We start from the raw sequence: 20,024 nt of genomic DNA on the forward strand, positions 1-20,024 counted from the left end.
TCATGCTTCCTTTGCTGTCAGCCGGTCCGCGAAGGTGTCCAGCAGTTTGTGTTTCAGGATTTTGCCAGTCGGAGCGGCGGGCAAGGAGTCCACCGGGAAAATACGTGTGGGCCGCTTATAGCCGCTCAACCGCGCGGCGGCAAAGGTGGCAAGGGCCACGGTGTCGAAAGCGGCGGGATCGCGGCACTGCACGAAGGCAAGAATGTCCTCGTCACCGCTGGCATTGCGCGCGCCGATCACGGCGCACTGGATCACGTCGGCATGGTCGTTCAACGCCGCCTCGACCTCTGGCGGGTAGACGTTGAAACCGCCGCGGATGATCAGCTCCTTGGCGCGCCCGACGATGTGCAGCCGGCCAGCCGCATCGAACCGGCCCAGGTCGCCCGTCCGCAGCCAGCCGTCCCGGATCGTCTGCGCGGTCAGATCTGGTGCCCGGAAATAGCCTTTCATCACATGCGGACCACGGGTCAGCACCTCGCCGGCCTCCGCCCCTTCTGGCGCGTCGATCCGCACCGTGACGCCGTCGAACGGCTGGCCGACGCTGGTATCGGGATCGCCGATCGCATTGCGGGTGCCGCTGACCCCCGCCGTGCTTTCGGTCATGCCATAGCCGTTCTGAAGCGGCAGGCCATAGAAGGCTTCGGCCTTGGCCTTCCACGCCGGATCCAGCGGCGCCGCACCGGATGAGACGTAGCGCAACGCGCTGCCCGTCAGACGGGGCGTGCCCTGATCGGCGGCGTGGCGCATCAGCAGGGCGTGCATCTGCGGCACACCCGGAAAGATCGTGACGCCATCCATCAGGGCAGCCTGCAGCTTCGCCGGGCTGAACCGGGTCTCAAGCTGCAGCGTCGCACCGCTGATGGTGCTTGCGATCAGCACGGAGGCCAGGCCGAAGACATGGGTCAGCGGCAGGACGCCGTAGATGCGGTCGCGCTGTCCCATCTCCCGGATGCGGGCAGAGAGGTTGCCGGCAAACATCAGGTTCGCGTGGGTCAGCATCACGCCCTTCGGTGCGCCCGTGGTGCCGGTAGTGTAGAGGATCACGGCGACATCATCGGTGTCGGCATCCACCGGCTTCGGGTCGCACTTGGCCATGTGAAACGCGCCGAACCCCATGTCCTGCGGCGTGGCGTCCCCCGCAAGGGCCTGCGCCTCGGCCGAACAGCCGCTGGTATAGATGACGACGCGCGGCGCGGCGTGGTCGATCACCTTGGCCAGTTCCGGCGCGGTCATGCGGGCGTTGACGGGTACGGCGATCGCCCCGGCCCGCAGGCAGGCGAAGATGAAGACCGCGGTGACGAGGCTGTTTTCGGCTACGATCAGGACGCGGTCACCCGCCCCGGCACCGGCCGCCGTCAGCATCCCGGCGGCGGCGGTCACATGGTCATCGAGCGCGGCAAAGCTGCAGCAGCGGTCCCCGTCGATGATAGCGGTGGCATCCGGTCGCGCCACTGCGCGGCCCGCTATCAGGCTGTCGATGGTCTGGATCTCTGACATGGCAAACACCGCCTCCCCGCGGCGGTCGGTTCAGGCGACGGCGAGGGCGATGAAACGGTCCATGTGATAGAGCGTGTCGCCGAAGCGGTGATCGACCATGACCAGCCGCTTGGCGAGATGCGCCAAGCCGTATTCCTCGGTCATGCCGATGCCGCCGTGCATCTGGATGGATTCCTCGGCCACCAGCCGCGCGACCTGCCCGATCAGCGTCTTTGTCGCCGCGACATGGACGTCTCGGACGGCAGGCTCCGCCTCCAGATGACCGGCCAGGTTGATGACCGCGGACCGGGCCTGCTCGATCTCGATCAACACGTCCGCCATGCGGTGCTGCAGGGCCTGGAACTTGCCGATGGGCTGGCCGAACTGCTTGCGCGTCTTGAGGTAGTCGACCGTCAGCTCGCGGATCGCGTCCATCAGGCCCACCGCCTCGGCGCTGATGGCGCAGGTGGCACGGGCATGGGCCGTGGGCAGCGCATCGAAAGCCTGCCCTTCGGTGCCGAGCAGCGTGCCGGGCGTGTCGTCCAGCGTGATCTCCGCCGCGTGACCGCCCCCGGTCAAGGCATAGCTGCGCCGGGTCAGACCGGGTGCGTCGGCGGCGACGAGGTAGAGGCTGATCCCCTCTTGGTCCGCCACGTCGCCAAAGGTTCTGGCGCTGACGATCAGGGTGTCGGCAGCCCCGCCATTCACGACGACGGCCTTGCGCCCAGTCAGCTTGCCGTCCGCGACGGTCGTGCCGACGCGCGAGAGGTCGTAGCGGCTGCCCGGCTCGCCGTGGGCCAGCGCCAGCTGCCGCGTACCGGCGATGATGTCCTCGATCATCGCCTTCTGGTCGTCGGTCCCCAGTGCGGCGATCAGGCCGCCACCCAGGATGCCGGTGTCGATCAGCGGATCGGTAGCACCCACGCGACCCATCTCCTCGGCGACCAGCGCCACATCGAACCCTGCGCCGCCGAAGCCGCCCTGATCCTCTGTGAAGAGCGCGCCGATGACGCCCATGTCCGCCAGCCCGTCCCAGACATCGGAAGATGTTCCGGTCTCGCTGTCGGCAATCTGCTTGAGCAGGTCGGGCGTGTACTTGTCGCGCAGGAACCGCCGCAGGCCGTCCTGCAGCATCTGGCGTTCGTCGGTCAGATCAAAGTTCATGGCGTCCTCACAGTTCCAGAATGGCTTTGGCGATGATCGCCCGCTGCACCTCGTTCGACCCCCCGTAGATCGACAGCTTGCGGTTGTTCAGGTACTGGCCTGTAGGTGCACGGGCGTAGTCCGGGCCGATGGGCGCATTGTCGCCATCGACCGCTTCCGACGGGAAGGGCATCGCGTAGGGGCCGACGGCCTGCATGGTCAGGGCGTTGATCTCCTGACGCACCTGCGTGCCCTTGACCTTCAGCATGGAGCTTTCGGCACCGGGCGCTTGCCCTGCGGCGGCGGCGCTGATGACCCGCAGGTTGGTCGTGGCCATGGCCATCAGGTCGATCTGGACCTGCGCGATGCGGGCGGCGAACAGCGGGTTTTCGATCAGCGGTTTGCCAGCTGACAATTCCAGCCGCGCGATCCGCTTCAGCTGCTCCAGCCCGGCGCTGGCGAACCCGACGCCGGCGATGTTCGTGCGCTCGTGCGTCAACAGGTACTTGGCATAGGTCCAGCCTTTGTTTTCCTCGCCCACCAGGTTGCCGACGGGGACGCGGACGTCCTCGAACCAGACCTCGTTCACCTCAACGCTGCCGTCGATCAGCTCGATCGGGCGCACGGTAATGCCTGGACTTTTCATGTCTATCAGCAGGAAGGAGATGCCTTCCTGCGGCTTCCCCTCCTTCTTTGTCCGCACGAGGCAGAAGATCATGTCGGCGTGCTGCGCGAGTGTGGTCCAGGTCTTCTGGCCGTTGACGATGTAATAATCGCCCTCACGCACCGCCGTCGTCCGCAGGGAGGCAAGGTCGGAGCCCGCCCCCGGTTCCGAATAGCCCTGACACCACCAGTCGTCGCCGTTCAGGATGCGCGGCAGGTAGTGTGCCTTCTGCTCTTCCGACCCGAACTTCATTAGGACCGGTCCCAGCATCGCGATGCCGAAGGGGACGATGCGCGGTGCCGCGGCCTTTGTCATCTCGTCTTCGAAGATGTGGCGCTGCACGGCGTCCCAGCCTGTGCCGCCATATTCGACGGGCCAGTTGCCGGCCAGCCAGCCGCGGGCGTTGAGGATGGCGTGCCATTCCTCGTGGTCCTGCTTGGTCAGCTCTTCGCCGGACTTGACCTTCTCGGACAGGCGGGCGGGCAGGTTGTCGGCCAGAAAGGCGCGGACTTCGTCGCGAAAGGCGATCTGGTCGTCGGTGTAATTCAGGTTCATGTCGTATCCCCTTCAGAAAATCTCGAACAGGCCGGCGGCCCCCTGGCCGCCGCCGACGCACATGGTCACGACGCCCAGCTTCGCGCCGCGACGCTTGCCTTCGATCAGCAGGTGGCCGGTCATGCGTGCGCCCGTCATGCCGAACGGATGGCCCACGGCGATGGAGCCACCGTTGACGTTCAACTTGTCGTTGTCGATGTGCAGATGGTCGCGGCAATAGATCAGCTGACTGGCAAAGGCCTCGTTCAGCTCCCACAGGTCGATATCATCGACGGTCAGGCCCGCCCGTTCCAGCAGGCGCGGCACGGCGTAGATCGGACCGATGCCCATCTCGTCCGGTTCGCAGCCCGCGACGGCGAAGCCGCGGAAGGCGCCCAGCGGGGTCAGGCCGGCTCGCTCCGCCTCTTTCGCGTCCATCATCACCAGCGCGGCGGCGCCGTCGGACAGCTGGCTGGCGTTGCCGGCCGTGATGAACTGATCCTCGCCGCGCACGGGAGGCAGCTTCTGCAGCCCCTCCAGCGTGGTCGTGGGGCGGTTGCATTCGTCCTGCGCGATGGTGATTTCCTGCTCCGAGGTTTCCTTCGTCGCCTTGTCCATCACCTGCATGGTCACGGTCATCGGCACGATTTCATCGTCGAAGCGGCCGGCCTCCTGCGCTGCTGCGGTGCGTTGCTGGCTTTGCAAACCAAGTTCGTCCTGCGCCGCGCGGCTGATGCCATAGCGGGCGGCGACGATGTCGGCGGTTTCCACCATCGGCATGTACAGGTCGGGCTTGTTTTCCAGAATCCAGGCCTCGCGCGAGTTGCGGACGGGCGGCTGCACCATCGAGATGCTCTCGACCCCGCCGACGAGGATGGCTTTCGCCCCCTCTTGTGCAATCATGTGGCCGCCCATGGCTATGGCCTGCAATCCGCTGGCGCAGAAGCGGTTCACTGTCGTTCCCGCGATGGAGACAGGCAGGCCTGCACGGATCACGATCTGCCGCGCGATGTTGCCGCCGGTGACGTATTCCGGATAGCCGGTGCCCCAGATGCTGTCCTCGATCAGCGCGGGGTCGATGCCGACGCGGTCGACGGCGTGGCGCGCGACATGGCCGCCCATCGTGGCGCCGTGAGTCATGTTGAACGCGCCGCGCCCGGCCTTGCCGATAGCGGTGCGGGCGACGGAGACGATGACGGGGTGTGACATGGGATGTCCTTTCAACGGATCGGGGTCAGCGGTTCAGGCTGGCGAATGTGCGACCCTCGGCCACCAGCCGCTCCAACAGCGGGGCGGGGGTCCAGAAATGGTCGTCGGTTTCGGCGAAGGTGCGGATGTCGGACAGGATGGTATCCAGTCCGACCGTGTCGGCATGGTGCAGCGGGCCGCCGCGATGGCGCGGGAATCCGTAACCGGACAGGAAGACGACGTCGACATCGGACGGGCGCTGCGTGATGCCTTCGTCCACAACCCGGGCGGCCTCGTTCACCATGGCGGCCATGGTGCGGCGCGCGATCTCCTCTGCCGAGAAGGCGCGGGGCGTTAGGCCAAGGTCGGCGCGCGTTTTCTCGATGATCTCGGTGACGGCATCGTCGGGACGGCCCTTCGGGCTCTGGTCGTCATAAATGTAGTAGCCGTGTCCGGTCTTCTGCCCGAGCCACCCCTGATGATAAAGCGCATCGGCGAAGACCCGTGCGCGGTCCCGGGGGTGGGCCTTCGCCGCCTTGCGCTGCCGCGTCATGTAGCCGATGTCGAGGCCGGCGAGGTCGCTGACCTGATAGGGCCCCATGGCAACGCCGAAGTCCACCAGCGCCCGATCGACGTCATAGGGGCTGGCACCATCCAGCACCATGTGATCGACCGCCGTGCGGTAATGCGACAGGATGCGGTTGCCGATGAAGCCGTCGCAGACCCCGGCGCGCACGCCGATCTTGCCCAGACGCTTCGCCAAGGCGAAGGCGGTGGCGGTCACGTTCGTCGCCGTGGCGTCGGCGACCACGATCTCTAACAGCTTCATCACATGCGCGGGCGAAAAAAAGTGCAGTCCGATCACATCGGCGGGCCGCGCGGTTACCTGCGCGATCCGGTTCACGTCAAGATAGGAGGTGTTAGTTGCCAGCACTGCGTCGGGTTTGCAGACCCGATCAAGCTGGCGGAAGACCTCTTGCTTTACATCCATGTCCTCGAACACCGCCTCGACCACAAGATCGGCTTCTGACAGCGCATCGTAGCCCACCACCGTCTCCAGCGCATGCGACAGGATCGCGTCGCGCCTGGCCTCTGTCAGCTTGCCACGCTTTACGGCGCTGGACAGATTGCGTGCGATGGTATCCCGGGCCTTGTCCGCAGCGGCATCGTCACGTTCCACGAGCGTGACATTCAGACCGGACAGAACCATCGCGGTCGCGATCCCGGCGCCCATTGTCCCACCACCGATGACGCCGGTCCTACTGATCTCGCGCGGGGTGACGCCGTTGATTTCCGGCACCTTGGCGACGGCACGTTCGGCAAAGAACGCGTGCATCAGGCCCGACCGCTGGGGGGTATCAAGTAGCGACAGGAAAAGCCGTCGTTCCTCGGCCAGCGCTTGTGAAAAGGGCAGTAGAGTACCGGCGGCAACGGCATCCAGCACGGCAAGAGGCGCGACCTGTCCTTTGGCCGATATCGCCAATTGTTTGCGCCAGGTGGCCATTGCGTCGGGATCCGCGCCGGGAAACGGAAGGTCTGCAACGACGCGCGGACCAGCCCCATCGGCCACCAACCGGGTTGCGTAGGCCAGTGCTTCGGCCCGGAGGTCGTCCTGCGCGACAGCATCCACAAGACCTTGGTCCATCGCTTGCGCGCCCGTGACAGGCTTGCCGCCCGTCATCATCGTCAGCGCCGCGTCCAGCCCTACAAGGCGCGGCAGCCGCTGGGTGCCGCCCGCCCCTGGGATGACACCCAGCGTGACCTCGGGCAGACCAAGCTTTGCCGTTCTCGTAGCGATCCGGTAATGTGCGCCGAGCGCGACCTCCAGCCCGCCGCCGAGGGCCGCTCCTTGGATCGCGGCGACGATGGGTTTCTTCGCCGCGGCAATGCGGTTGATGACATCCGGTAGGAACGGAGCGACCGGCGGCTTGCCGAACTCCGTAATGTCGGCGCCGCCGATGAACAGATGTCCCCCGCCGATGATCACGGCCGCCTTCGCCCCAGTATCAGCGTCAAACCGAACCATCGCATCCCAGAGCGCCTGACGCACAACCTGACCAAGCGCATTGACCGGCGGGTTTTCGACAGTAATGACCGCGATCTCGCCGTCGCGCGTATAATCTACTTTGGTCATCACCCGTCTCCCTTGGTCCGTACGGTGCACATAACGATATGCACCCCCATTTCAACATGCAAAATTCAGTTCCACCATGCAGAACTACAAATCCCTTCCGTACGTTCCACTGCCCTGCCCCATCATCCGGTCCAGGTCGCGCACTGTCGCGAGGAGCTTCGGTCCCACCTCGGTCTGCATGCGGGCAACCGGCAACGCATCGGGCATCGCGCCGCAGGTAAAGATCACAGGCTCGCCTAGTTCCCGCGCCAGAAACGGCACTGCAACGGCATGGATGTTGGCGGCGAAATAGCGGTCGGGGTCCGTGATGACAAAGCCCTGCGTCACGATCTGGTTGTGTGCAGCTTTGCGGTCCGCGACGGCCTGTGCCGGGGACAGTCCGCGGTCGCCGTCCGCATCCCTGACGGCGGCGGTGAAGCCGTCCTCTGACAAGGCGGCAAGCATGCAATGGCCAGAGGATGATCCATGCAACGGCAGACGATGGCCGACCTCCAGCCAAAGGGAGGCCACGTTACGCGGTCGCCACGTCTTGACGATCAGCATCCGGCCCAGATCGCGCACCAGCATCAACGACAGGGTACCCGTCTCGTCCGCCAGTCGCTGCATCAGGGGGCCGGACAAGTCGACGAATGACAGCGAGGCGCTGGCCATGTTGCCCAGTGCCAACAGCGCGGGACCGGGGCGATAGCGATCGTGGCGGCGGGCATGGGTCAGGTAGCCAAGCGCCTGCAGGGTAAAGGTCAGCCGCGAAACCGTGGATTTCGGCAGACCGGTCCGGTCAGAGATCTCGGCATTGCCCAGACCGTCATCAGAGGGACGGAAGGCCCGCAGGACGCTCAGCCCACGCGCCAGCGTCGTTGCAAAGCGCCGGTCTTTCTCGATTTCGCTGTCCATCGTGTTCACCTTGTCTGATCCCTCTTTCTATAGTGAGTTCGGAATCAGAAGAGAGATCACGGGAAAGCTCATCAACAGCACCAGTACCACCACGTCGATCGCAAGGAACCGCCAGATGCCTGCGAATATTCTGTCGATCGGAACGGCCTTGCCCACCACATTGCTGATGACAAAGACATTCAGGCCGACGGGGGGCGTGATCAGGCCGATCTCCAGCAGCTTGACCACGACGACGCCGAACCAGATCAAATCAAAACCATAGTTTTCGACCAGCGGCACCATCAGCGGCAAAGTCAACACCATGATCCCGATAGGGTCGAGGAACATGCCGAGTATCAGGTAGATGACCGCGATGGCCGCCAGCAGCAAGACCGGCGACAGTTGCGCATCGCCGACGGCATTCACGATGGCCGGGGCCACCCCGGTCAGTGCCGTGAAGGCGACGAAGATCTTGGCGGCGGCGGCGATCAGGAAAATGCTGGACGTCTGGATGCAGGTCTCTCGCAGACTGTCCCAAAGGTCGCGCACCGTCAGCTTGCCTTGGGCAAAACCGATGACGCAGGCGGCGGCGACGCAGATGGCCGCTGCCTCCGTCGCGGTGAAGAATCCGCCGTAGATGCCACCGACAATGAGAACGAACAACGCAATGGCGGGCCAGGCGCCGACGGCGGCAATCCATTTATCGCGCAGAGTGATGTCGCCCTCATAGGCGGGCGCGACCTCGGGTCGTGTCGTGACCCAGATGTAGATTGCCAGCAGGAAGCCTGCCAACGACAGGATGCCCGGCAGGATGCCCGCCAGGAACAGCGAGGAAATCGAGGTTTCGGTAAAGATGCCGTATATGATGAACAGCACCGACGGCGGGATCAGCGACCCCAACGTGCCGCCGGCGGCGACGGATGCGGTGGCGAGGCCCTTGTCGTACCCCATCCGTAGCATCTCTGGCGAACAGATGCGGCCCATGGTCGAGGCGCAGGCGATCGACGATCCCGTGATCGCCGAAAACCCGCCACAGCCCACGACAGAGGCCATGGCGACCCCGCCCGGCACCTTGGCCAGCCAGACGCGGGCGGCGTCATAGATACGCGTCGTGATATCGGCGCGATAGGCGATATGGCCCAGCGCGATGAACAACGGGATCATCGACAGGTCGTATGAGTGGATCAGGTCGAAGGAATTTGAAAACACCAGCGATGTCGTCGGCCGCATCGCTCGGTCCGGCGTGAAGGCCCCCGTGCGCGTGGCGAAGATGACGAACGTGCCGATGGTGCCAACGCCTGCCAACACGAAGGCAATGGGCACGCGCAGCGCCAGCAAGCCGATCACGGCAGCAAAGGCGATCAGGCCGATCAGTGTGCCGTCCATCAGGAACGATCCTCTTCGGCAAAGGTGGAGGAGGTGGTTTCGGACAGCGCCGGCACGCCACCGGCCCTCAGCGTGCGGATGTCGCCGATCACCAGCAGCAACAGGCGCAGCCAGCAGAACGACATGCCGATGAGGAACAAGACGCGACCCGGCCACTTCGGCAGGTTCAGCTGCCCAACGTAGTAGCTGCCGCTGCCGATGTTGTGGGCCACCTCGTTCCAGCCGGCATAAAGCAGTGGTGACAAGGCGAAGAGGCCGAAGAGGCCGCCGAAGACGACCAGCCAGCCTTGGGCGCGCAGAGGCAGGCGGTTGGACAGGAACTCCACCACGATGTGCGCACGGGCCGTGGTTGCTGCCGCCAAAGGCAGGACAATGGCGACCACCATCAGCTCGCGCACCATGACGATCGTGTCGGGAACGCCGGAATTGACGGTCACGCGCAGCAGCACGCTGACGGTGATCAGCAGCCCCAGCGCCACGACGGCACAGCACGCCAGATCAAGCAAAAGACGTTCGATGCGATGCAGCATCGGACCCTCCTTCGGACTTCATGCGAAAAGGTCGGACCGCGCCGCGTGTCGCGGGCGGCCCGTCGTCAGGTCAGCGAGTCCAGGGATAGCCCTGCGCGTCCCGCTCTGCAGTGTATTTGTCCAGCAGTTCGCGGTAGCTTGCCAGCATGCCCGCACCGTCAAGGCCCGCGGCGGTCGCCTGTTCGACCCATGCGTCGATGTAGGGTTTGCCACGCTCGACCAGCTTGTCGCGCTCCGCCGCATCGAGTTCGATCACCTCGACGCCGGCGTCCTTCATGGTCTGCACGGCGGCGTCGTTGTCGGCATTGATCAGCTCGCCCAGCGTGTCGGCCATGCCGACGCCCGCCTCGTTCAGCGCGGTCTGCTGTTCCGGCGTCAGCGCGTCATAGGCGAACTTGTTCATGAAGATGCCCAGCGCGCCGACCTGGCCCCAGTTCAGGATCGTATAGCTGGTCATGACCTCCTGCTGCTTCAACGCGGCGACGGCGTAGGAATAGCCCTGCGAGCAATCGAGCAGGCCGGTGTCGAGACCCTGGTAGGCGTCGTAGATCGGCATGGCGACCATGTTGGCGCCAAGATCGCGGAAGACGTCGCCGTAGGCGCCGACACCGCGCACCTTCAGGCCGGACACGTCGTCGACGGTGCGGATCGTGGTACCCTTGCAACCGATGTTGACCGCAGAGGTGGTGAAGGTTCCAAGGTAGACGAGATCCTGCGCCGCAAGGTTCTCGGTAATTGTCGGATCCGTGCGCATCAATTCGTCCGTGGCGCGCATCCCGACCCAGGAATCGTTGTTCAGCAGCGGCAGGTCGGCGATGTCATAGGCCACCATCTCCTGCGGGAAATAGACGCCGATAATGGTGCCGAGGTCAGCGACGCCGTCGCTGACGCCCTGCAGGGCCGCATCAGCCTTGAACAGCGCGCCGCCCCACTGGATATCGATGGTCAGATCGCCATTCGTGCGCGCCGCGACATCATCGGCAAAAGCCTGCGTCGCCTCGGCGCGGGCGCCGCGGTTCGGACCGGCCTCGCCGAGAATCAGCGTCGTCTGTGCGGCCATCGACGTCGCCGCCATGCCAAAAGCCACCGTTGCGGCGGTCAAAGTCGTTCTCATCGTCGCTCCTCCCAGAACTTCCACTAATGCGAATACAGTTCCACTATATGGAATTGAGCAGTGTCGCAATGAGGTTTTTGACCATGAGTGGAAATTGCTTGGGAATAGTGTCGAATGATCTGTGAAAACTCAGGGCGCTGGCGGCGAGAGAAAAGTGCGCGTGCTACTGGCAAGGTTGCCAACATGGTCCGCCCGGTCCTTCAGCGCGACACCGGAGAGGTTCAACGCTTGCGCCTGTCGGAAAAGATAAACGGTCTTTGACGCGGCGCGGGCAAAATCCAGACCCGCGGGCCGCACGTTCGAGATGCAGTTCCGCCGCGCGTCCTTCAGCCCCACCTCTGGCATCCACGTGAAATAAAGGCCCAGTGAGTCCGGCGAGGACAATCCCGGACGCTCGCCGATCAGCACGAGGGCCGCGCGGGCGCGCAGCAACGCACCGACATGATCCCCGACCGCAACACGAGCCTGCGTCACGATTACCGGTCGGGCAATCCGCACATCGGACAGCAAGGGCACGACAGCCTGCAGGAACGGCACAGCGTTACGCTGAACCGCCAGCGATGACAGCCCGTCGGCGATGACCAGCGCCAGATCGGGCGCCTCGGCTCGCAATGACTCTGCATCCTCTGACATGAGCATGCCGCCCTTCGGCGGGTGGCGCAGGTAGTCGTCCCTGTCGACCGCACGACTGCGCAAGGCGATGGCGGGGGGCAGCCCCTCTATCCCCGCCAACTCGGCGGTCAACGCTTTCACATCCAGCGGCAGGTGCACCGCATCGCGAGCCTCTGCATGGGCTTGCTGGAACGCCAGCAACTCTCGCGTGGGCAGGCTGACACCGACCCGGCCCAGTCCGATCCGAGCATCGGTGAAGCGGCGCAGAAGGCGCCAAGGATCTTCGGTCAGGGGGGGCTGACCAGTCATGGCTGCAACCGCGCCAGACTGCGGGCGAAGCCAACTGGGACGCCGCCCGGCAGCCGAAATCCGTCGGTGCTGTCCATGATGCCCATGCGCCCCAGCCAATCATCGAACTCCGGCGCGGGTTTCACCCCCAGCACACGGCGAAGGTAAAGCGCGTCGTGGAAGGATGTCGTTTGATAGTTCAGCATGATGTCATCCGCCCCCGGAATCCCCATGATGAAGGTCACGCCCGCCACGCCCAGCAGCGTCATCAGCGTATCCATGTCGTTCTGATCCGCGTCGGCGTGATTGGTATAGCAGACGTCGCATCCCATCGGCAGGCCCAGCAGCTTGCCGCAAAAATGATCCTCCAGCCCCGCGCGGACGATCTCTCTCCCGTCGAACAGATACTCCGGCCCGATGAAGCCGACGACGGTGTTGACCAGCAAAGGGTCGAAGTGGCGTGCGACGGCGTAGGCTCGCGCCTCGCAAGTTTGCTGGTCGAGGCCGTGGTGTGCCCCCGCCGACAGGGCCGACCCCTGCCCCGTTTCGAAATACATGACGTTTTGCCCGACATGGCCGCGGTTCAGCGACAGGGCGGCATCCTGCGCCTCGGCCAGATCCGACAGGGTGAAGCCAAAGGAGGCGTTGGTGGCTTCGGTGCCGCCGATGCTCTGGAACACCAGATCGACGGGGGCGCCGCCTTCGATGCATTCAAGCGTGTTGGTCACGTGGGTCAGCACGCAGGACTGGGTGGGGATGGCATACTGTTCGATGATTTCGGCCATCAGATGCGTCAGGCGGCTGGCCTGAGCGACATTGTCGGTCGCGGGATTGATGCCAATGACAGCATCCCCGGCCGCATACATCAACCCGTCGAGAATCGAGGCTGCGATGCCGTTCACGTCGTCCGTCGGGTGATTGGGCTGGATGCGTGTGGACAGGCGGCCCGGCAACCCGATGGTCCCGCGAAACGCAGTGGTTACATGGCACTTCTTAGCTACGAGGATCAGATCCTGATTGCGCATGATCTTGGCGACAGCCGCCGCCATTTCAGGCGTGATGCCGCGGCGAATGGCGGTCAGGACGGGTGTCGTGGCGATGTCAGACAGCAGCCAGTCGCGAAAATCGCCGACCGTCAGATGGGCGATGGTCGCGAAGGCTGCGGCATCGTGGGTATCGACAATCAGGCGGGTGACGGCGTCCCTGTCGTAGGGAATCAGGGCGTCGGTCAGGAAGGTGGCAAGCGGCAGATCCGCCAGCACCGTCTGCGCCGCCGCCCTTTCCCGCGCCGTACGGGCCGCGACCCCGGCCAAACGGTCGCCGGCCCGGTCGGGCGTTGCTTTTGCCATCACCTCTGTCAGCGTGGCGAAGATGAAGACGTGGCCGCCGACGGTAGATCGATAGGACATGGCATCCGGATCCCTGTTTGCATCCACCCTACATGTCGCACGGCAGACGAAAAGGCCCGGAGATGACGAAAAGCTTCCCGAGAGGCACCTTTGGCCAAGGCGCCCCAGACTTCTGCTTGCGTTAATGAGTAGCCCGGCTAACGTGGTCACACCATTGTCATACGGCCCGGTTAACGGCTGCCGACACGTTCCGCTGCAATCATGATCGGAGTTTTCCATGATCTCGAAAACCACACTGCTGACGACCGTCAGCGCCGTTTCCGTGCTGTTCGCACCGCTGGCGCAAGCCCAGACGATGGACGAACTGGTCGCCGCCGCCAACAAGGAAGGCCGCCTGACCACGGTCGCCCTGCCCCACGACTGGTGCGGCTATGGCGGTGTCATCGACGGCTTCAAGGCGAAGTATCCCGATATCGAGGTCAACGAGCTGAACCCCGATGCAGGGTCTGCAGACGAGCTTGAGGCGATCCGCGCCAACAAGGGCAACACCGGGCCGCAGGCGCCCGACGTGATCGACGTAGGCCTGTCATTCGGTCCCGCCGCGATGGAAGAGGGACTAATCCAGCCCTACAAGGTCTCGACCTGGGACAGCATCCCCGATGGCGCCAAGGATGCCGACGGCAACTGGTACGGCGACTACTACGGCGTCATGTCGTTCCTCGTGAACACCGATCTGGTGGACAACGTGCCGACGTCCTTCGCGGATTTGCTGAAGCCGGAATATGCAGGCAGCGTCGCGCTTGCCGGTGACCCCCGCGCGTCGAACCAGGCGATCCTCGCCGTCATGGCCGCCGGCATGTCGACAGGCGCAGAGCCGGGGGAGGCCGCGGCGAAGGCCGGTCTCGAATATTTTGCCGAGATGAACAAGATGGGCAACTTCGTCCCCGTCATCGGCAAGGCCGGCACGCTGGCCCAAGGCACAACGCCCATCGTAATTCAGTGGGACTACAACGGCCTGGCCGCCCGCGATACGCTGAATGGCAACCCGCCGGTCGAGGTGGTGGTACCCTCTGACGCCGTTCTGGCAGGTGTCTACGTGCAGGCGATCAGTGCCCGCGCGCCGCAGCCAAACGCGGCGAAGCTCTGGATGGAATACCTCTACTCCGACGAAGGTCAGCTCGGCTGGTTGGCCGGCTACTGCCACCCGATCCGGTTCAACGACCTCGCGAAGGCCGGTTCGATCCCGCAGGACCTGATGGAAGCCCTGCCGCCGGCCGAAAGCTATGAGGCTGCCGTGTTCCCGACCCTTGATCAGGTAAACGCGAACAATGCCGCCGTCGTGGCAGGCTGGGACAGCACAGTCGGCGCGAACGTCCAGTAAGCGATTGACATGACAACGCCTCTTCCGGATGTCTCCGGAAGAGGCTTTTTCGAGGGCGGGCCCTGATGGCGCGACACGTGGCAATCGTTGATACGGCGCAGAAATGGGTGGGCCTTGTGCCCTTCATGCTGTTCACTGGTCTTTTCCTGATTGCACCCACACTGTTCATTGTGATCGGCGCCTTCCGTACCCCCGCCGGCGGTTTCACCCTTCAGAATATCCTTGACCTCAATACCCCGACGATCCTCTCGGCCTACTGGGTCTCGATCAAGGTCAGCTTTTTGTCCGCGCTGCTGGGCTGCCTGATCGGCTTTGCCATGGCTGCGGCGATGACGCTGGGCGGGATCAGTCGCCGTGTCAAAAGCCCTTTGATGACTTTCTCCGGTGTCGCATCCAACTTCGCCGGCGTGCCGCTGGCCTTTGCCTTCATCGCCACCATCGGTCCGGCGGGCCTAATCACGATGTATCTGCGCACGGAGTGGGGCATCAACCTGCGTATGTACGGCTGGAACCTGCTCAGCACTTGGGGCCTGATCATCACATACCTGTTCTTCCAGATCCCGTTGATGATCCTGATCATCACGCCGGCTTTGGAAGGATTGAAGCGCGAATGGCGCGAGGCGGCAGACATCCTCGGCGCGACCCGGCTACAGTACTGGCGGATGGTCGCGCTGCCGATCCTGTTCCCGTCGATCCTTGGCACCATGGCGCTGCTTTTTGCCAATGCCTTTGGCGCCGTTGCCACTGCAATCGCCCTGACCGGCCCATCTTTGAACATCGCGCCGATCCTGCTGTACGCGCAGATCAGGGGCGACGTGCTGGGCAATCCGAACCTTGGTTACGCACTTGCCTTCGGCATGATTCTGATCACCGGGGCGGCCAACACGCTTTATATCGTGCTGCGCCTGCGGGCAGAGAGGTGGTTAAAATGACCCGCTTCGCCGCCTGGGCCGCGATCATCTCTGGGTGCCTGTATTTCCTGATGCCGATGATCGGGATGACGGAGTTCTCGCTGTCCATGCGGCGCGGCGTCTATTCGCTGGATGCCTACCGCGTCGTCATGGCAGACCCGCAATTTCAAGCGACATTTGCCTATTCGTTGATCATGGCGTTGCTGACGATCGTCTTCGGCGTGCTGCTGGTTGTGCCGACCGCCTACTGGGTGCAACTCAAGATGCCGCGTATGCGGCCGGTGGTCGAGTTCGTCACCCTGCTGCCGCTCGTGATTCCCGCCATCGTCGTGGTTTTCGGCTACATCAGGTTATACAATACGTCGGGTTGGCTACCGCTGACCGGTTCTGTCACGGGCACCAACCTGTTGCTGATGTTCGGTTATGCGACGCTCGCCCTGCCCTACATGTACCGCGCTGTCGACACCGGGCTGCGCAGCATCGACGTCGCCACCCTGACCGAAGCGGCGCAGAGCCTCGGCGCCGGCTGGTTCCGCATCATGGCGACGCTGATCCTGCCCAATGTACTGAGCGCCGTACTGTCCGGTGCCTTTCTGACACTGGCCATCGTAATCGGGGAATTCACCATGGCGGCGCTGCTCGACCGCCCCGCCTTTGGTCCCTACATGCAGATCCTTGGCGCCAACCGAGCCTACGAACCCGCAGCGCTGGCTGTCATCGCATTCGCGATCACTTGGGCCTGCATGGGTCTGATCCAGATGGTCAGCCGTCTGTCCAAACATAAAAGAGCTTGATGCATGGCGTTTCTGGAACTGGCCCACCTCGACAAGTCCTTCGGCGCGAACCATGTCGTGAAGGACTTCAACCTGAGCATCGACAAGGGCGAGTTCGTGTCGTTGCTGGGTCCGTCGGGTTGCGGCAAGACGACGGTGCTGCGCATGGTCGGCGGATTCGAGGATCCGACCGCCGGCACCATCAGCATCGACGGTCAGGACGTCACGCGACTGAAGTCCAATCAGCGCAAGATCGGCATGGTGTTTCAGTCCTACGCCCTGTTTCCCAACCTGACCGTCGCGCAGAACGTGGCCTTCGGGCTGAAGGTCGCCGGCATCGACAAGAAGGAAACCGCCGACCGGGTCAAGGAGATGCTGACCCTGATCGGCCTTGGTGACCTTGGCGCACGCTATCCGTTCCAGCTGTCCGGCGGCCAGCAGCAGCGCGTCGCCCTCGCCCGCGCGCTTGCCGTGCGCCCAAAGGTGCTTTTGTTGGACGAGCCGCTTTCGGCGCTTGATGCCAAGATACGCGCCAGCCTGCGGCGCGAGATCCGCGCGATCCAGCAGCGGCTTGGCATCACCACGATCTTCGTCACTCACGATCAGGAAGAGGCGTTGTCGATGTCAGATCGCGTCGTCGTGATGACACAGGGCCGTGCCGACCAGATCGGCACGCCGTTCGAGATCTACAACACCCCCGCCACGCGCTTCGTCGCGGGCTTCGTCGGAACGCTCAACACCTTCGACGCCACCCTGACCGATCCTGCGACCGGCACCGTCCGTATGGGCGACACGCAGGTCGTGCTGAACCGACAGGTGAAGGCCGCGGCGGGTACCCCCGTCGCTTTGGCGATGCGCCCGGAGTCAGCAACGCTCGGCGCGGGTCAGCCGGGTGACGTGACCTTGACCGGCCGCATTACGGAGGTTCAATTCCTCGGCGCGATCATCCGCATTACCGCCGATCTGGGGCGACAGAGCCTGACACTGGACACCTTCAACAGGTCAGAAACGCCCCCGCCCGCCGTCGGATCAGAGGTGACGATCAGCTTGCCGCACAGCGGCATGGTCGTGCTGGCCGGCTAGTTCCAGCTTGGGTCTTCGCGGTTCAGACGCATTCACAGGCTCTTGAAAGGTGCCGCAAGGAAGTTAGCTGCCTAATCGTTGCACATCGAATGGTATGACCGTGTCAGACGAACGCCGCCGTTTCCTCGACCTATCTTTCAAGTTTCTGCGCGACATGCGCAAGCGCTACGATACCGAGGCAAAGAGCCTGGACATGACATTGTCGCGGGCCCGCGCACTGCAGCGTATTCAAGAGAGGGAAGGTTTAACCCAGACCGAACTGGCTGAAGACCTGCAGATCGAGACCCCTACCCTGAACCGCCTGCTTGATAAGCTTGAGCAGTCGGATTTCGTCGAACGTCGCCAGATGGACGGCGATAAACGCGTGCGCTGTATCTACCTGACCGAACCCGCCCGGGCAAAAGCGGACCAGATCGCGACCTTCAGCGCGGGAATTCGTCGTCAGGCCTTCGACGGTATCGACCCCGACGATATCCGCGCCGCAACGCGCCTGATCGAACAGCTGATCGCCAATCTGGAAAAGTCTCAAGCCTAAGCGGGATTGGCGCAAGTCAGCCCCTTGCCGAGCCGGTGGCACGGACCGTCGCAACCGGTTTGAATAGCGTCAACCTCCGGTAGCGCCAATCAGGACGGTGGCGCCCTGCTGGACCCCCAGCACCGCTAGCGCCCGGTCACACTGGCCGGCATCGGTAAACCTGTATGGCCCCAGCACACCATCGAAGCCACCGTCGCGCAGCAGCCCCTCACGGTCTTGCTGGCCTAGCCGACCGAGGAGGCGCGCCATCTCGACCGCATCGAAAGCGAGGCCGGCGAGAACGCCGGCTTCTCCGCCTGACTGCTCCTCGAACGCAAGCGCAAAGGCTTCGTAGCGGATCGGATCGGGCGCCGCGAACCAGGCATCCAGCAGCGCCGGTGTGCGGTAGGGGATGATCGACGACCACTGATCCGACCCAAGGATCTGCACGCCGGCTGCCTTCAGAACGGCAGCTTGCTCGGTAAAGGCGCCGCCGACGATCGGTAGATAGACGGCGTTAGGCAAAGCACCGTCATGGCCAAGCCGTGAAATCAGATCGGCGGACGTATCCGTCACGACCGGTGCAAGAACGGTTGCGCCGACCGCAGCCCCGGCCGTCGCGGCAGCGGTGGACTGCAACTGCCCGAATTCTGTCGAGGGGACGACGACGCCAATCCGGCGCTTGCCCCGCGTTGCGGCAAAGCCGATCACCGCGCGGGCCGATTGCAACGGTGTGATGCCAAATACAAAAAGGTTACCGCCTGCGACGCTGCTGTCGTTGGTCAGCGCAACCACGGGAACGCGCCCCACGGCAGCCGCAACCGCGCGGCTTTGCCCCGACAGCAGCGGACCCAGTAGCATCCGCGCACCGCCGGCCACCGCGGCCCGGGCGGCAGTCACCGCTTCCTCCTCCGTTCCGCCGGAATCGTAGACCGCGACCTCGGCACCCGGCCCGATGTCGTTGCCGCCAAGGCTTGCAGCAGCCCGCATCATTTGCCCGACAGCCGACTGCGGTCCCGACAGTGGTGCCAGAAACGCCGCCTGGCCGACGGTGCCGACCGGCGGCAGCGAAGGTTCGCTACTCAGCGTGCCGCATCCCCCGAGCACGCTAAGGGCGGATGTTCCGCAAAGTCCTTTCAAGAACCCCCGACGCCCCAATCGCGCGGATGGAATGACGATGGATTGCCTTTCTGAAACCAGCATGTCAAATCGCCCTGATCTGTATTGCGGCAAGGCCGTGATGCCGCCTACCCCTCCTCCGACCCTGACACGACGCAACATCAAGTCACAGCTTTTTGTGTCGCCCTTTGCGACGCTACTGCGACCTCTGACACCACAAGCCGATACTTTCACGATATGCCCGCCAAAGTACGGGCGATCGCAGGACGACTTCGACCTGTGGCACACACGTATCACGGCAATCCGCAATTACCTCTTGAATGAATTTGCTTTGGTGGCTCGCGATGATGCCTATAGAATAATTGATAATGATGACAGCGGAGCTAGCCGCGCGGAACACAGGCAGGGGATCTGGTGAGAACGGTGGACGGCCAGCCCGTCGGCAATGTCGACAATGATCGTGCCCTCTTTCTTGGGGTCGCCGAACCAGCCATGGCTCGGGTCAAGATCAGCCGCGAGGGGCGCAACATGGCGTACCGGTCCCAGCAATGATCCGTCTGATCGCCCTGATTGCCGTAATGCTGGCGCTGCCCCCGGCGCCCCTGCGGGCCCAGACGGACACCTATACCATTAATTTGCGCGATGCCGACATCGCCGTGCTGGCAGAGCAGATTTCCGACATCACAAAGCGAACGCTGATCCTCGACCCGGCACTGACCGGCAACGTCACTGTCGTGTCGGCCGAGGCGCTGGATGCGGTCGGCGTATGGTCGCTGTTCCAGTCGATCCTGAGAGCCCGCGGGTTCGTGGCAGTGCAGTCCGGGACGGTTTGGCAAGTCGTGCCGGAGACCGAACAACGTACCGTCAGCGGTCCGGATGATAACACGCCCGTTGGCGCACAGGATGTCGTGACAGAGATGCTTCGCCTCGACCGCCTCCCGTCGGCAGAGGC

17 protein-coding genes and 1 pseudogene are annotated in these 20,024 nt (G+C 63.9%); 6 read left to right on the plus strand and 12 right to left on the minus strand.

From position 1 onward, the window contains the following. The 11 genes from BUA54_RS17370 to BUA54_RS17420 all read right to left on the minus strand — a co-directional run bounded on the left by BUA54_RS17370 (nt 1) and on the right by BUA54_RS17420 (nt 13,351). Complete coding sequence (locus BUA54_RS17370) at nt 1-1,497, minus strand: class I adenylate-forming enzyme family protein (RefSeq protein ID WP_072858535.1); 1,497 nt, start codon at nt 1,495-1,497, stop codon at nt 1-3. 30 nt (nt 1,498-1,527) lie between these two features. Beyond that, nucleotides 1,528-2,640: an acyl-CoA dehydrogenase family protein gene (locus BUA54_RS17375; protein ID WP_072858536.1), complete on the minus strand. Its 1,113-nt coding sequence runs from the start codon at nt 2,638-2,640 to the stop codon at nt 1,528-1,530. Nucleotides 2,641-2,647: 7 nt separating this feature from the next. Then, on the minus strand, nt 2,648-3,838 hold the full coding sequence (locus tag BUA54_RS17380; RefSeq protein ID WP_072858537.1) for an acyl-CoA dehydrogenase family protein: 1,191 nt from the start codon (nt 3,836-3,838) through the stop codon (nt 2,648-2,650). A 12-nt stretch (nt 3,839-3,850) separates the two neighbouring features. After that, entirely contained in the window at nt 3,851-5,026 is a 1,176-nt protein-coding gene (locus BUA54_RS17385; protein ID WP_072858538.1) for an acetyl-CoA C-acyltransferase, read from the minus strand. A 25-nt stretch (nt 5,027-5,051) separates the two neighbouring features. Next, nucleotides 5,052-7,139 (minus strand): 3-hydroxyacyl-CoA dehydrogenase NAD-binding domain-containing protein, encoded by a 2,088-nt coding sequence (locus BUA54_RS17390; RefSeq protein WP_072858539.1) that lies wholly within the window; start codon nt 7,137-7,139, stop codon nt 5,052-5,054. An 84-nt stretch (nt 7,140-7,223) separates the two neighbouring features. Further along, nucleotides 7,224-8,033 (minus strand): IclR family transcriptional regulator, encoded by an 810-nt coding sequence (locus BUA54_RS17395; RefSeq protein WP_072858540.1) that lies wholly within the window; start codon nt 8,031-8,033, stop codon nt 7,224-7,226. 27 nt (nt 8,034-8,060) lie between these two features. Further along, complete coding sequence (locus tag BUA54_RS17400; RefSeq protein ID WP_072858541.1) at nt 8,061-9,398, minus strand: TRAP transporter large permease; 1,338 nt, start codon at nt 9,396-9,398, stop codon at nt 8,061-8,063. Further along, on the minus strand, nt 9,398-9,928 hold the full coding sequence (locus BUA54_RS17405) for a TRAP transporter small permease (RefSeq protein WP_072858542.1): 531 nt from the start codon (nt 9,926-9,928) through the stop codon (nt 9,398-9,400). The genes BUA54_RS17400 and BUA54_RS17405 overlap by 1 nt, the downstream gene beginning before the upstream one ends. Nucleotides 9,929-9,998: 70 nt before the next feature. Then, complete coding sequence (locus BUA54_RS17410; RefSeq protein WP_072858543.1) at nt 9,999-11,042, minus strand: C4-dicarboxylate TRAP transporter substrate-binding protein; 1,044 nt, start codon at nt 11,040-11,042, stop codon at nt 9,999-10,001. Nucleotides 11,043-11,171: 129 nt separating this feature from the next. Further along, nucleotides 11,172-11,963, minus strand: coding sequence for an ethanolamine ammonia-lyase subunit EutC (gene eutC, locus BUA54_RS17415; RefSeq protein ID WP_072858544.1), 792 nt, complete (start codon nt 11,961-11,963; stop codon nt 11,172-11,174). Then, complete coding sequence (locus tag BUA54_RS17420; protein WP_072858545.1) at nt 11,960-13,351, minus strand: ethanolamine ammonia-lyase subunit EutB; 1,392 nt, start codon at nt 13,349-13,351, stop codon at nt 11,960-11,962. Before BUA54_RS17420 ends, eutC begins: the two co-directional genes overlap by 4 nt. A 217-nt stretch (nt 13,352-13,568) precedes the next feature. On the opposite strand from BUA54_RS17420, the gene BUA54_RS17425 reads away from it, so the two are divergent. The 5 genes from BUA54_RS17425 to BUA54_RS17445 all read left to right on the plus strand — a co-directional run bounded on the left by BUA54_RS17425 (nt 13,569) and on the right by BUA54_RS17445 (nt 17,974). Beyond that, nucleotides 13,569-14,672 (plus strand): ABC transporter substrate-binding protein, encoded by a 1,104-nt coding sequence (locus BUA54_RS17425; protein ID WP_072858546.1) that lies wholly within the window; start codon nt 13,569-13,571, stop codon nt 14,670-14,672. 65 nt (nt 14,673-14,737) lie between these two features. Continuing rightward, on the plus strand, nt 14,738-15,604 hold the full coding sequence (locus BUA54_RS17430; protein WP_072858547.1) for an ABC transporter permease: 867 nt from the start codon (nt 14,738-14,740) through the stop codon (nt 15,602-15,604). Continuing rightward, complete coding sequence (locus BUA54_RS17435) at nt 15,601-16,377, plus strand: ABC transporter permease (RefSeq protein ID WP_072858548.1); 777 nt, start codon at nt 15,601-15,603, stop codon at nt 16,375-16,377. The genes BUA54_RS17430 and BUA54_RS17435 overlap by 4 nt, the downstream gene beginning before the upstream one ends. A 3-nt stretch (nt 16,378-16,380) precedes the next feature. Then, nucleotides 16,381-17,439 (plus strand): ABC transporter ATP-binding protein, encoded by a 1,059-nt coding sequence (locus tag BUA54_RS17440; RefSeq protein WP_072858549.1) that lies wholly within the window; start codon nt 16,381-16,383, stop codon nt 17,437-17,439. 100 nt (nt 17,440-17,539) lie between these two features. Next, nucleotides 17,540-17,974: a MarR family winged helix-turn-helix transcriptional regulator gene (locus BUA54_RS17445; RefSeq protein WP_178352777.1), complete on the plus strand. Its 435-nt coding sequence runs from the start codon at nt 17,540-17,542 to the stop codon at nt 17,972-17,974. A 69-nt stretch (nt 17,975-18,043) separates the two neighbouring features. On the opposite strand, the gene BUA54_RS17450 is transcribed toward BUA54_RS17445, so the two are convergent. Then, nucleotides 18,044-19,234, minus strand: coding sequence for a penicillin-binding protein activator (locus BUA54_RS17450; protein WP_084114515.1), 1,191 nt, complete (start codon nt 19,232-19,234; stop codon nt 18,044-18,046). A 386-nt stretch (nt 19,235-19,620) separates the two neighbouring features. On the opposite strand from BUA54_RS17450, the pseudogene BUA54_RS17455 reads away from it, so the two are divergent. Next, a pseudogene (locus BUA54_RS17455) lies at nt 19,621-20,024 on the plus strand (type II secretion system secretin GspD); the annotation flags it as partial.

It is taken from the genome of Loktanella atrilutea (assembly GCF_900128995.1).
In the GTDB taxonomy this organism is placed as follows: domain Bacteria; phylum Pseudomonadota; class Alphaproteobacteria; order Rhodobacterales; family Rhodobacteraceae; genus Loktanella; species Loktanella atrilutea.